The following is a 13,814-nucleotide window of genomic DNA, read 5'->3' on the forward strand; positions in this document are numbered from 1 at the left end:
TCAATAAGGTCAAACGAATCCACCGTTTTTTACAACAAATTCATCACGACTAAACTTACAAATCACATCTTATGACTCTCAAAAAACTAGTCCTTGCCCTTGGATGTCTGCTGGCCGGTTTTAGTAGCGAGGCACAAACAAAACCAAAAGATGGCTTTTGGCGAGGAGTTTTTACAATGGCGGGCGGGCTGCAAGCCCCTTTCAATTTCGAACTGAAGGGAAAATCGGCTTACCTGATCAATGGAACGGAGCGATTCGAACTTCCAGGCGTCCATCAACGAGCCGATTCATTGTTTATTCCGGTCGATGTTTACAATCGGCTACTGGCAGCCAAAATTGAAAACGATGGAACGTTGGTAGGAACGTTTAACTACCTGGGAACCTCGACACCCGTTAAGCCAATACCATTTCGGGCCGAGTATGGTAAAAAGTATCGCTTTGTGGAGCATCCGGCCCCCGCTTCGGTTAGTTTACAGGGGAAATGGGATGTGGTTATTAACGACAAAACCAAGTTGATCGGCGTATTTGAGCAACGCGCCAACCGCCTGACGGGTACGTTTCTGAGTACAGGTGGCGACCTCCGCTATTACGAAGGTGTGGTGCAGGCGGATAGTTTCGCCTTATCGGCGTTTGACGGGTCCAATCCACAATTGTTTAAGGGAAAAGTTAGTGGCAATCAGCTAATTGGTGAACAGGCCAGTGCGCGGGCTGTACAGCCTATTACGGGCACCCGAAATGCACAGGCTGCTTTGCCCGACGCTTATAGCCTGACAACTATGAAAAAAGGCGTCCCTTTTGCGTTTACATTTCCAGATGCGTTTACAGGTAAGCCAGTATCGTTAACTGATCCGAAGTATAAGGATAAAGTAGTTATTGTGACCATTATGGGAAGCTGGTGCCACAACTGTATGGACGAAGCGGCCCTTCTGTCGCCCTGGTACGAAGCCAATAAGAAACGGGGCGTTGAAATTATTGGCTTGGCGTTCGAATATAAAAACGATCCAGCCTTTGCCAAAGCCCGGCTTGAACCCATGAAAAAACGGTATCAAATTGGGTATGATATTCTGTTTGCAGGCCTTTTAGATGGTAAACATCCTTCAGAGGCATTACCCGCGTTGAGCGAAGTGGCGGTTTTCCCCACAACGATTTTCGTTCGACGGAATGGCGAAGTAGCTAAAGTGCATACAGGCTATTCGGGCCCCGCGACCGGGCAGTATTACGAAGAGTTTGTAAAGGAATTCAACACCGAAATGGATCACCTGATCAATGAGACATCTTCGGGCGAAACGAAACAACGACTCAATAAATAATTGCTAACTTATGTACTTACTCAAAGCCACTGCAATGACGCAGTGGCTTTGTTTTTATGGCCTAGTTTACATCCGATACACATCTTCCAATTCAGTTGAAATTGGCCCAGGCAGGTTAATAAAAGCCAGGAGCTGCTCTAGAGGTTAATTTATAGGCTTAACATTGTGCCAGTCAAAGTTTTATCGCAACTTACTGCTGTAACCAACTTACTTCTTGACTATGGAAAATCAACCGCCCATTCCGCCTATGCCACCCACACCAGCCTCGTTTAGTGAAGCTGATGCCCGACTGTGGGCCATGCTGGCTCATCTGAGTGCGTTGCCGGGTTCGTTCTTCGTTGTAGGAAGCGTTGTGGCACCTTTGGTTATCTGGCAAATCCAGAAAGACAAGTCAGCATTTGTCGATTATCATGGAAAAGAAGCCCTTAATTTTCAGATTACGATCGCTATTGCAACGGGCCTATCGATTCTGCTCATGTTTGTGTTGATCGGATTTGTGTTGATTTGGGTGGTAGGTATTGTTTGGCTCGTTTTCACTATCATTGCCGGCATTAAAGCCAATAATGGAGAGTATTATCGGTATCCGATAGCAATTCGATTTATTAAATAAATCACTATCAACATCAAGTAAGGGTGGCTGGTAAACGGACAGATAACAATTTTAACAATATGAATGCGCAACAACAAAATCCAGAAGGTTCTATTGACGTCGAATTAAGTGAAGAAATTGCCGAAGGCGTTTATGCAAATCTGGCGATGATCGCTCACTCAAACAGTGAATTTATCCTGGATTTTATTCGCCTGATGCCGGGCGTGCCTAAGGCAAAAGTAAAAGCCCGCATTATTCTGACTCCTGAACACGCCAAAAGATTGTTAGATGCCCTACGGGAAAACATTAGTCGGTATGAAGAGGCACACGGCGGTATCAACGAACCCAACGATGCTTTTCGATTCCCAACGGGTGGCTTCGGTGGCCCAGTAGGACAAGCGTAATTGATTGACGAGCTACGATTTGTGATTTACGATTTACTCCCAGCATTAACAATAAATCGTAAATCACAAATCGTAATTCGCAAATTTTTATTACCTTTGCACCTCAAAATTCGGGAAGACTGTTTTTTTATAAACAAAATCAAGAATGCCTACTATACAACAATTAGTGCGTAAAGGCCGCGAAAAGCTGATCGACAAGTCAAAGTCGCCAGCTTTAGATGCCTGCCCACAACGTCGGGGTGTGTGTACACGGGTGTACACGACCACGCCGAAGAAGCCAAACTCGGCTCTTCGTAAAGTTGCCCGGGTTCGTTTAACGAACGGTCGGGAAGTTAACGCTTACATTCCAGGTGAAGGTCACAACCTGCAAGAACACTCAATCGTACTGATTCGGGGTGGTCGTGTGAAAGATCTTCCAGGGGTACGTTACCACATCGTTCGCGGTGCCTTGGATACGGCTGGTGTTAACGGTCGTCTGCAAAGCCGTTCGAAATACGGTGCCAAACGTCCGAAACCAGGTCAGGCTCCAGTAAAAGGTGGCAAAGGTGCACCACCAGCAAAAGGTAAAAAGAAATAAAGTGATTTACGATGTTCGATTTACGGCTTACGATTTAATGTATGCGTCAGCCAAAATCGTACCTCGTAATTTGTAAATCAATCGACTGGACGCTGGAAAGACTACGTTCAGAGTAAGATCAAAAATCTGAAGAAATCATGAGAAAGGCGAAACCGCCCAAGCGTTACGTATTACCTGATCCTAAGTATAAGGAAATCCTCGTAACCAAATTTGTTAACAATCTGATGTACGAAGGCAAAAAGAGCCTGGCGTACTCCATCTTCTACGACGCACTTGATGTAGTTGCAAAACGCACCAACGAAAGCGGTCTGGATACATGGAAAAAGGCATTGAACAATGTAATGCCATCAGTTGAAGTTAAAAGTCGTCGCGTCGGTGGGGCTACCTTCCAGGTGCCAACCGAAGTACGGGCAGACCGAAAAGTCGCGGTAGGCATGAAATGGCTTATTAAGTATGCTCGTTCGCGGGGTGAAAAAACTATGGTAGACCGGTTAGCAGCCGAAATCGTCGCAGCCGCAAAAGGTGAAGGCGCAGCTGTTAAAAAGAAGGACGATACGCACCGTATGGCAGAAGCCAACAAGGCGTTCTCGCACTTCCGGTTCTAAACCAACCAAACGCGCCAAAGTCCCGATGGCCGTTGAATTTGCAAAAGCTCCCCAACATTGGGGAGCTTTTGTTATTTTTGGCCCTATGACAATTCTGGAAAACGACCATCTCCGCGTGTCGATTCGTCCGAAAGGGGCCGAACTGACGTCTATTTTTCATAAACCTACCGGTGTAGAACATCTCTGGCAAGCCGACCCATCGGTGTGGGGGTGGCATGCTCCCAATCTGTTTCCAGTAGTAGGTGGGTGCCTGAACAATCAGGTGCTCATTGATGGAAAAACATACCCAATGGAGCGCCACGGTTTTACGCGCCAGTCGCTATTCGAAACAACAGAATCGACAACGACTCATGCCATATTTTCCTTGCGATCCAGCGTCGTAACGCGCGTACATTTCCCGTATGAATTTGACTTTCAGATAATTTATGAACTCGATGGTCCTCGCCTGATGGTTACTTATCGAGTTGTTAATCAGGATGAGAAGACCATTTTCTTCTCCGTGGGCGCACACCCGGCCTTTGCGGCTCCATTCTTCGTCAATGAAACCCTCGAAGACTATTTCATTGAATTTGAAGAGGCAGAAGACTTAGAAACACACATGCTTTCGGCGGGAGGCTATTTTACTGGCGAAACGAAACCAGTGCCAACTGAAGGTCATCGCCTGCCGTTAACAAAGCATTTGTTTGACGAAGATGCACTGGTTTTCAAAAATCTGGCTTCGCGGAGCGTATCGCTTCGAAGCGATAAACATGACCATGCCGTAACGGTGAGTTTTCCGTCGTTTCCTTATCTGGGCTTGTGGGCCAAGCCCGGTGCTTCATTCGTGTGTATTGAACCCTGGTTGGGTTGCGCAGATAGCGAGGGTGAGCTAAAACCTATTCAACAAAAAGAAGCTATTCAACAGGTAGGAGAGGGAGAGGTATTTGAAGCTGCTTTTACTATTGACGTGAAATAAGGTTCACGGTATTCAGTTTATGGTTTACGCGCCAGCCACCGTAAACCATAAACTGAATACCGTGAATCCCTATTGCGTTTCTTCTAGTGGCGTAAAATCCTTGAACGTCCGTTTGATGGCTTTATCAGTAGCTTCTTTTTTGTTTTGCCAGTTGGCATCTAATTCAAGGGCTACTAAACCACTCAAGCTCATTGAATTTCGGAAATCATCTAACTTTTTAACGAAATCTCCAGTACGACGAGTCGATTTCAACGCAAACTCGCGGGCAAATACGTCGCCTTTGTTTTGTAGTTCACTTCGTTTGCCCAATACGTAGTTATAACGGTCGAGCAAATCCTTCATCGACTTACCAATAACTTCAGTTGCTTCGAGCGTGCCCATTGTTAGCACAGCAGTACCACCCACAGCCGAAATAATACGGCCATTACTTTGAGCAGCTGGGCTGGTACTTGCACCTGTTACGGCTGGTGTTACACCTGTAACAGCTCCCAATGAGGCATTGGCTACCGAACGATTACGTTTGCCTCCTTTCGCTTTTTTGTAGTCATCCTTGAGTTGCCCTTCTTTATCGCTTAACTGCTCGATCAGCCCCCATGCCTGGACTAACACCTGACGGTATTGATTATAATAGTACCGGTCTTTCTCTGCCTCGTTAACCGTATTTAGAATTGTAAACGTAATCCGCTGTTCTGCCCGATTCTGCGCTTTATCCAACGCGTAAAATGTAATCTGAACATTTAATGAATCATACGGGTCTTTTACGAAATCATAAGTTGGTTGCCAGATAAATTCGTACTGATTTTCTGTATTCTTAATTAAGGCTGTTTTCGGAATTAGTTGGTTATCAGACAGGAAACCAAATGTAGAGATGTCGTCCTCCCCGTTGGGATCTGATAAGTAAAACTTTAGGTCTACGGTTGCGTTTTCGCGCAATTTGTAATGCGTTGCTTTGGGTATAACCTGAATGTCAGGTGGCAAATCCATAGCCGTAACCTCTATTTTGAGCCTTCCTTTTGTGCGTGTCTTTGCAGGCTGATCTTCTACCCAGAATTCAAGGTATTGGGGCGCCTGTTTTAACCGATTAAATTGGTTGAGCGAAAGGGTCCAGGTGAGTTCGCCTTGCGATGACAGTTTGCTGCCTTCGGGCATTTGGTCGGCAATGGGGATAAATACGATTGGATCGCCATCGTCATCGTGTACCACCTGTGGGTCAATTTTATAGGTATTCTGTGTTCGGTATCTGACGTAAAATGGCTGCAATTCGCCAACTACAGGCGGACGATTAACATGGGCCACTTTGAAGTCGATGGTTTGCGAAACAGACTGGCCACGTTTATTGCGCGCTTCAAACGTTACCGGTATAGTTCTTACGGTTTGAATTCGATCGGCCAGATCGAAGCTGGGTGTCCAATTAAAATGCCCAAGGGAATCGAACTGAATGCCATCTGGTATTTCGTTTCGAATGGAGAAAACTACGGTATCAGCCAGAGAGCCGATTGCTTTTAGATCAAATCGAATTGGGCTTCCTTCGGACACATGGTTCCAGTTCGTTTGGCTGGGAAATACAAGTTGTAGTGGTTTGGAGTCCTGCGCGTAGGTACTAAGGACCGTTGTGATCAGTAGTAGCCATGCAATTATACCGGCAGTTCGGGTCATAAGTAGAGTCGAAGGTGTCTGTGTTAAAAAACGTAAAAATAAGACTAAGATTTCGTCTGCCTGATGTTATGGTGCGCTTTTAAGATTTTTCTTATTCATTTCGACTCTTTAGTTAGTAATAATTATATTTTTCCGACATAAAGTAATACCTGTTGGCGTGATTAATTACGTAAATTTTAGAGTAGCATATGGGTTGATACGCGGTAGGTTGACACCAAAGCGGGGTAGGTGGTAGCAGATTTGCTAAAAGAGGCAAGCTTTTGTTAGTATATACATATATGGTACAAATAACCTTTTTAGTTTCTTGATAGATTCAACTTGTGTTATTAAAAATAATCTTTTTGGATTAAATAGTATATTTAATTGCCACTTTTTTAAATGATGGCATTAAAATTGATTAAATCGTATATATAGTATCCAGACCTGTTTCTATTTACTTAAAAGAGAAAAATTGTGCTTTTACATGTTGGCATATTCACTGTAATGTTATGGCATATTTCTTGTCACGAACTAAACATAAGAGTTGATAAAATTGACTTTTAGTCATATATCATACGTGTATACATCTACTTTGCAAAAAAATGATCCCGACGATGTTCTCCCTCAGTTTTGATTTAGGCGACCCAACAGGTAAACACAGCCCGCCCGATATCCATACCAGTTAGTCTGGGCACTATTAACAACTTTATCGAAATAGCTCGGCAATTGATTAGCCTCTATAAGCCTATATCGATCTAGTCAATCAGCTTTAAGGAATATGAACTACTAAGATTTAGTAGGGAGGCTTGCTATTGCCTTGACTGTAAACCTGCATAGTTTCTTTAGGCTCTTATTCATCTGATTTTTGGCAGTTATGAGCCTGTTCGTAAGCAGTTTGTAGTTGATGTTTAGGCCAATATCTGGACATAATTTAGTAAGGCTTATACTATTTTAACCGCCACCGTAAACTATAGTTTTTGTGAAAAACAATTGTACTACTCGCAGAGCGCGGTTCGCTACTGCTCGCTCACTAGTTCCTTCTCGCTTGCCACTTCCCCTGGTGTGTGCGGTATTACTGATCATTTTTATCGGAGTCGATAGGGTCTCAGCCAATGGGGATTCGTCAACTGCCTATGATTGGTTAGCGCATCAATACGACAAGCTTACTGGGTTGTCGTCGTATAAGGGATACCGTTCAGAATCTAGCTTGTCTAATGCCAGTACGATCCAACCCACAAGAACGGTGGCTAGTACAATCTGTACGGGTAATCAGTTTCTGTTTGTGGCTGATTATCCGCAGGGAGCTTCTTCGGGTACGCTGCACATTTTCGACTTCCCGTATACAGGCGCGGGCAACTCGCCAACTTATGCGACCAATGGCTGTGCACCTGGGATTGATACCGATGCCTCGGAAGGTGTCGCCGTTGATGTCGCTCACAAACGAATCTATGTCACTACTCTGGGAGCCAGCCAAATCGCCGTATACACCAGTGGTGGCTTGCAGGGAAGCATTAACCTACCTTCCGACTATGCACTCAGTGTAGCTGTGGACCCATCAGGGAACAATCTGTACGTAGCCGCCCAGCATGGTCTTTACCGGTATGATGTTAGTTTAGGTATCCCGAGTAACTACGTCAGTTTTGCCAGTAACAGCACCTTAGGCTTATCGACCGATTATTTATGGGGCGTTAGTGTAAGTCCAACGAATGGTCAACTTTATGTAACGACGGGTTGGAACCCTACCGATTTTTTGAATGGTGGAGCCACCAATTCCACCACGCGAATCCTGTCGGTTAACCCAATTACGTTAGGGGTCAATAGTACATTAGTCAATGTAGGTAAGTTTCCTGCACTGTTTGCGGGTATTACTGTAGCGTCGGATGGCAGTCTTTGGGTAGTTAATAACAATACCGTAGAGCATCGGGATGCCACTACGGGGAATATAATTGGCAGCAGCATTGGCACGAACGCGCCCGCTGCCAATGCTGGCGCGCCCGATAACCCGTTATGGGCGATTACCATTGGGCCTGACAACAAAGTATATGTGGGCTCAGGTGCAACGACAGCCTGTGTGTATCAGGTTGACCCGGGCAGCTCTACCGCCAGTGTATATGTTCCGTATGATAACTCACAGACTACGTTACAGCGGGCGAAAGCGCTGGCGTTTTTGTGTTCGGATATTACCTGTCCAACACCGCCGGTTTGCGCCATTAACCTCAAACCGACCGTATCAGGTTGTTATTCGGTTAGTGGAATGAGTAAAGCCACCGTCAGTGTGGAAGTGTCCTGGAGCAACGCGCCAAGTGGTAATATTACCGTTACGCTGGGCGGACAGACCCGTACCATCACGCCGGGTGTAATCCAGGTGAACTATGGTTATAACATCGGCAGTCATAGTCAGACTATTGTTTCTCCTCAGGTGGTTGCCTTTGAAATCGATCTGCCCGATGCAGGAGGGGCAATTACCGCTTCCTTCGATAATAGTACGGCTTGTTCGGATACAAAAACGTATACCGCTCCGGCTGCTTGCCCACCAACAACCTGCAACGCCACGGCTAATCAAACAGGTGGAACCGTCTTTAACGATTATAATGCGGACGGTGTACTCAATACGGGCGAAACCACTGGTTTAGCGGACGTAACCGTCAAGGCGATTGATTGCAATGGACAAGTTTATACAACAACGACCGATACGTACGGAAAATATGTGTTGGATATTCCTGCCGCAAACTATCCCGTTCGAGTGGAATTCTCTACGCTACCGACCTATGCCAGCAATGGAACACTCCATGGAACTGATGGAGGCACCACCACTCAATTTGTGGCGGCTCCTTCCTGTGGCATCGACTTGGGAGTTTTAGACCCAAATGATTATTGCCAATCGAATCCGAAAATTATTGTTCCCTGTTACGTTTACGGCGATCCTTTAAATGGGTCGACATCAGGAACGCGCGATGCCGTTGTTGGGTTTAATTACTCGACTTCGGGTTTAAATGACCATTCCGTCATGACAGCCGTAGCGGATGCGGCAACAGTTGGTACTACCTGGGGAACGGCCTATAACAAATTTACCAGAAAATTATTCCTGTCGGCTACTGTCAAGCGTCACGCGGGTCTTGGCCCTTTAGGACTGGGCGGTATTTATATTTCTGACCTGAGCGACCCTGATTCACCAGTTACATCGTCCTGGTTAGACGTTACGACGTTGGGTATCAACGTGGGAAGTATTCCTACGAATGCCGCGCGTGGTTTAGTGGGTGATCCGACAAAACCAAGTGCCGACCCTTCCGGATACGCGGCTGCAGGTAAACTAGGAATTGGCGGGATGGATCTATCATCGGATGGTAACAAACTCTATTTCACGAATTTGTTCGATAATAAACTATATGAACTAGACATTACAGCTTACAACACTAACGGTACATTACCAACCTCGGCCAATGTTAAGTCGTATGATATGGCCAATGGGCTTAGCTGCCCTAGTGGTAATTTACATGCCTGGGCGGTTAAAGTTCACAAAGGAAAAGTGTATGTCGGTCTGGTTTGCGATGCTGCTGTTTCACAGAACAAATCCGATTTGCGTGCCTACGTTCAGGAACTGGATGGAACTACGGTTAGTACTGCCTTTGATTTCCCCCTAACGTATCCCAAAGGATTTTTAGACGGAGCTGCTCCGAGCAGAACCGGCTGGTTTCCCTGGACGGATGATTGGGCCATCAAAATTGGATTTGATCGAATCCTGATCTATCCGCAGCCTATTTTTTCATCAATTGAGTTTGATGTCGATGGGTCAATGGTGCTGGCTTTTGGAGATAGAACCGGTATCCAAACAGGCTATTTTAATATGGCTCCTGACAATACCAACCCAAATCCAAGTTTCGAAGAGCTTTATAGTGGAATTGTTGGTGGCGACATTTTACGAGCCTACAGCAACGGAACGTCGTATATTCTGGAAAATAATGCCAAAGCAGGACCAACAACCGGATTTGGCGTTAACAATGGACAGGGTCCCGGTTTTGGCGAATTTTATAACGATAACTTTATCAACGGTGGTGGCGGAGGCCTTACGCATGCCGAAAATAGTGTGGGAGGGTTAGCCTTGCTACCGGGCAGTGGCGAAGTCGTATCAGTATCGATGGACCCATTGGATGTACCTGATGGAACCAGCAATGCAGGACCTTATTTCCAGGCGGGAGGGGTACGGCATATGAACAATTTTAATGGACAGGTCAATAGCGCCTATGTGGTTTACTCATCTGCTTCGGGGGCTGGTATATTTGGTAAGGCAACGGGTTTAGGCGATGCAGTCCTGAACTGTTCAACACCCACATACCTTGAAATCGGCAATCGAGTTTGGATCGATACGAATAAAGATGGTATTCAGGACGCTTGCGAGAAGGTATTGAGTGGTGTAAATGTAAGCCTATACAAAGGCACAACGTTGATTGCCATCACCCAAACGGATGAGAATGGTGAATATTATTTCTCCAGCAAGAGCAAACTCAGCACGGGTACCTGGTCTGGTGCCAGCGCCGATACGACCTTGCTACCCAACACTGCTTACCAACTCCTGTTTGGTACAAGTGGGCAGTTTGCCAGTGGTGTCTTAAGCACATTGTTGGGTAGTTTCAGCATTACCGTAGCCAATGCTACGGGTGGACTGGCTAATGACCAAAACGATTCCGATATCCAACTGACGACTATAGCCGGGACTACAGCCCCCGGTATTTCGGTAACGACGGGCACGTTGGGTAGTGTTAATCATACGTTCGATGCGGGCTTCATTTGTGTACCCACCACGGTTGCCAGTGTAAGCGTAACTCCCGCGACCTGTAATGTGGCCAATAACACCGCTAATGCTAACGGCCAAATTTCCCTAACGGGCATCAATAATGCTGACAAAGCGTTTTTAATTACCAGCGGTCCGATTCCTTCCTACACGGCTACGGGTAGTCAAACTATCTCGGCTTCCGCCGTTTCGTTTACGGGTTTAGCTAATCCTGCCACGGCTGGTGGGCAGAGTTATACAATTGTTATATATAATGGCCCCTGTTGCTATACGACTGTGACGGCCTTGTTGCCTTATACAGATTGCAACTGTATTACGCCAACCAATGTGAGTGCTACCGCTACGCCAGCGAATGCCACGACAGGAAGCACGATTAGCCTGAATGCGACAGCGACAGGTACGACATCGGGCACAACAACGTACACCTGGAGTGGACCCGGCATAACTACACCGATAGCTACGACAGTGGCGAGCCTCACTGTACCGGGAGTCGCTACAACTGGGGTATCTACCTACATGGTGATTGTCAGTAATGGCAGTAGTTGTACCGCCACCGCAACGGCCAGTGTAACAATAGCAGAACCTGCCAGCATTGTAGTCACATCAGCGACCGTGTGCTACGGTAGTTCAGCTACGCTGGTAGCTAGTGGTTGTACAGGTATTGTAACCTGGAGCAACAGCACTACGGGAACCACATTAATTACACCCGCTTTGACCCAAGCCACCAATTATACGGCTACCTGTACGGTGGCAGGATCAACCACGACGGCTGTAGGGACGGTGACGGTATTGGCACAACCCGTATTAAGCCTAAGTGCTAGTAGTACACTTGTAACAGTAGGGACTCCGGTGAGCCTGTCAGCCATTGGTTGTGTCGGCACCATTGCCTGGTCAACGGGAGATAGTGGCTCAAGTGTCACTGTGACGCCAGCTAATCCAACCAATGTCTATTCCGCTACTTGTACAACGGGTCCGACCTGTACGACTGCTGCTTTCGTTACGGTGACTACCCAGACTCCGGCTTGCCAACTAGCACTCCAGGTAACACCTGGCTCTTGTACGTCGGCTACGAATCAGTATACCTTAACGGGCACGGTGAGCTTGACGAATGCTGGAGTCGGTAGTTTGACCATCACCGATGGTAGTGTATCGACCGTATTGACCATCACCGCGAATCAGTCGACGGCTGTCTTCTCACTGACAGGTATTAGCTCGGATGGACTCGTTCATACAGTTACAGCTAACTTGAGCAACTGTGGCCAGCGTAGCACGACTTATACGGCTCCGCAAAGCTGTACCGTTGCTACCTGTCAGCCGCCTGTTCATGTCTGCAAAGGCAGTAACTATGCTATCGGCTTGAGTACAACAGCTGGTTTAGGTACGTATCAATGGTATCGGGATGGAGTGGCCATCACTGGGGCTACCGAAAGTTCTTACACTGCTACCCAGGCTGGCAGTTATTCCGTGGTCGTCAATGGTAATGTCGTTGGCCAGTGTCCTGATGGGTCTTGCTGCCCGGTCGTAATTGTGGAAGATTCGATCGCTCTTTATCAGGCGAATGCACAGAGTCCAACCTGTAGTTCGGCTACCTTATCGTCAGCTAATGCAGATGGCCGGATTTTGGTAAGTGCTTGGAGGCTAAGTGTTAATGACACGGCAAGTTATTACTATCAGGTCTCTCTTGGCAACAGTTTCGATGCGGCTCATATCGTGGCGGGCGGGGCAGCTCAGCCAGTACCTGTCGATGGTGTTCTGGTCGCTAATTTACCAAACCCAACGACAACGAGCGGCCAGGCTTACACAGTACGTATTACTAACGGACTCGGTTGTTCTAAAGATGTAGTGGTGAATTTATCTCAGACAGTATGCACGTGTCCGCCAGCTAAGTGCGTCCCTTTTGTCGTGAAGCGAGTTCGTTAGTAGCCACGAAAGATTTAGCATAGCCTATCTAGTAAGTAAAAGCATACTCTAACAGGATATGCTTTTATTTTACAAGCCAGTCGACTTATACGGTTGAGGTATCGATAACATAATTTTAGGGCTTTTCGGGTATTATTTACAAGGGTTATATAATGCAATAGAGACTCGTTTTTAATGAGATTTGGGAAGTTTATAGCCTCATAAATACTAAGCTGGATTAGCTAAAAATCGGTAAATTCTAATGCAAAAGCGGCACTTCCCTACTCAGGGAAGTGCCGCTTTTTACAAATAGATTGAAGCCTATCGGATTAATTTTTCTTAGGAGCTGTACCCGAAGCTGGTGTTGCAGGCTTCGTTGTGGCCGGAGCGCTTCCACCGGTTGTTGCTGGTTTAGCAGCAGCGGCTTTAGCAGGATCGATACCCATCTTTTTCAATACCAGTTCCGTGATGTTGTTTTCTTCCGGAGCAACCAGCAGAATGGGGATGGTATTGGCGCCAGCGTCAAGATTGAATACGTATTGGTAGCCATTTTCTTTAGCAACAGCGTCAATCGCCTTCTGAATCTTCTGTACGACTGGGTTTACCAATTGTTGGTATTTAGCCTGCAACGATTGCTGCGATGTCTGGCTAAATTCCTGAATCCGGGCTTGCAGACTTTGCAATTCGGTTTCGCGGTCTTTCTTGATCACGTCCGACATCTGAGCAGCGCCTTTTTCATAAGCACTATACTTGTCTTCCAATTCCTTCTGCATCCGCTTCAGTTCGTTTTCCGACTGGGTCCGCTGAATGGTCAATTGGTTTTGGATATCTTTTGCTTCGGGCGTTTGCGATAGAACGTAGTCAATGTTCGTATAGCCTAACTTCAGCGGCCCAGCTGCGGTGGTCGTAGCAGGCGTTGCGGTTGGGGCTTGTGCCTGTGCGTTTAAACCACCCATTAAGAGGGCTGCTGCAAACGCCATGACGAGGTTTTTCTTCATCTCGAATTGATTGTTTGTATTAAATTAATGAATAATGACTAATGTAAAATGTA

At 46.5% G+C, this 13,814-nt stretch carries 9 protein-coding genes; 7 read left to right on the plus strand and 2 right to left on the minus strand.

The window, feature by feature from the left end:
- Positions 1–71: 71 nt before the first annotated feature.
- The 6 genes from ACYVGR_RS15610 to ACYVGR_RS15635 all read left to right on the plus strand — a co-directional run bounded on the left by ACYVGR_RS15610 (position 72) and on the right by ACYVGR_RS15635 (position 4,440).
- Positions 72–1,310, plus strand: a complete 1,239-nt coding sequence (locus ACYVGR_RS15610; protein ID WP_460958236.1) for a TlpA disulfide reductase family protein — start codon at positions 72–74, stop codon at positions 1,308–1,310.
- A gap of 220 nt (positions 1,311–1,530) precedes the next feature.
- Positions 1,531–1,920, plus strand: coding sequence for a DUF4870 domain-containing protein (locus tag ACYVGR_RS15615; RefSeq protein ID WP_460958238.1), 390 nt, complete (start codon positions 1,531–1,533; stop codon positions 1,918–1,920).
- Positions 1,921–1,979: 59 nt separating this feature from the next.
- Positions 1,980–2,303 carry a DUF3467 domain-containing protein gene (locus ACYVGR_RS15620; protein WP_460958240.1) on the plus strand — a complete coding sequence of 108 codons (324 nt, stop codon included), beginning with the start codon at positions 1,980–1,982 and terminating at the stop codon, positions 2,301–2,303.
- A gap of 145 nt (positions 2,304–2,448) precedes the next feature.
- The gene (gene rpsL, locus ACYVGR_RS15625) at positions 2,449–2,880 is read left to right on the plus strand and encodes a 30S ribosomal protein S12 (RefSeq protein ID WP_460958242.1); all 432 of its coding nucleotides are present in this window, start codon (positions 2,449–2,451) and stop codon (positions 2,878–2,880) included.
- A 137-nt stretch (positions 2,881–3,017) separates the two neighbouring features.
- The gene (gene rpsG, locus ACYVGR_RS15630) at positions 3,018–3,485 is read left to right on the plus strand and encodes a 30S ribosomal protein S7 (protein ID WP_182460562.1); all 468 of its coding nucleotides are present in this window, start codon (positions 3,018–3,020) and stop codon (positions 3,483–3,485) included.
- A gap of 25 nt (positions 3,486–3,510) precedes the next feature.
- Positions 3,511–4,440 carry an aldose 1-epimerase family protein gene (locus ACYVGR_RS15635; RefSeq protein WP_460958244.1) on the plus strand — a complete coding sequence of 310 codons (930 nt, stop codon included), beginning with the start codon at positions 3,511–3,513 and terminating at the stop codon, positions 4,438–4,440.
- A 69-nt stretch (positions 4,441–4,509) separates the two neighbouring features.
- Here ACYVGR_RS15635 and ACYVGR_RS15640 read toward each other — a convergent pair whose 3' ends face one another.
- Positions 4,510–6,096 carry a hypothetical protein gene (locus tag ACYVGR_RS15640; protein WP_460958246.1) on the minus strand — a complete coding sequence of 529 codons (1,587 nt, stop codon included), beginning with the start codon at positions 6,094–6,096 and terminating at the stop codon, positions 4,510–4,512.
- A gap of 1,024 nt (positions 6,097–7,120) precedes the next feature.
- Here ACYVGR_RS15640 and ACYVGR_RS15645 point away from each other — a divergent pair.
- Complete coding sequence (locus ACYVGR_RS15645) at positions 7,121–12,784, plus strand: SdrD B-like domain-containing protein (RefSeq protein ID WP_460958248.1); 5,664 nt, start codon at positions 7,121–7,123, stop codon at positions 12,782–12,784.
- Positions 12,785–13,092: 308 nt separating this feature from the next.
- Here the strand turns inward: ACYVGR_RS15645 and ACYVGR_RS15650 are convergent, their stop codons facing one another.
- Complete coding sequence (locus tag ACYVGR_RS15650; RefSeq protein ID WP_460958250.1) at positions 13,093–13,761, minus strand: OmpH/Skp family outer membrane protein; 669 nt, start codon at positions 13,759–13,761, stop codon at positions 13,093–13,095.
- Positions 13,762–13,814 lie beyond the last annotated feature (53 nt).

It is taken from the genome of Spirosoma litoris (assembly GCF_054776755.1).

Excerpts from the sequence above, each read along its gene's own strand:
- ACYVGR_RS15650 (WP_460958250.1), bottom strand. The coding sequence starts at position 13,761 with ATGAAGAAAAACCTCGTCATGGCGTTTGCAGCAGCCCTCTTAATGGGT.
- ACYVGR_RS15640 (WP_460958246.1), bottom strand. The coding sequence starts at position 6,096 with ATGACCCGAACTGCCGGTATAATTGCATGGCTACTACTGATCACAACG.
- ACYVGR_RS15615 (WP_460958238.1), top strand. The coding sequence starts at position 1,531 with ATGGAAAATCAACCGCCCATTCCGCCTATGCCACCCACACCAGCCTCG.
- rpsG (WP_182460562.1), top strand. The coding sequence starts at position 3,018 with ATGAGAAAGGCGAAACCGCCCAAGCGTTACGTATTACCTGATCCTAAG.
- rpsL (WP_460958242.1), top strand. The coding sequence starts at position 2,449 with ATGCCTACTATACAACAATTAGTGCGTAAAGGCCGCGAAAAGCTGATC.
- ACYVGR_RS15620 (WP_460958240.1), top strand. The coding sequence starts at position 1,980 with ATGAATGCGCAACAACAAAATCCAGAAGGTTCTATTGACGTCGAATTA.
- ACYVGR_RS15610 (WP_460958236.1), top strand. The coding sequence starts at position 72 with ATGACTCTCAAAAAACTAGTCCTTGCCCTTGGATGTCTGCTGGCCGGT.
- ACYVGR_RS15635 (WP_460958244.1), top strand. The coding sequence starts at position 3,511 with ATGGCCGTTGAATTTGCAAAAGCTCCCCAACATTGGGGAGCTTTTGTT.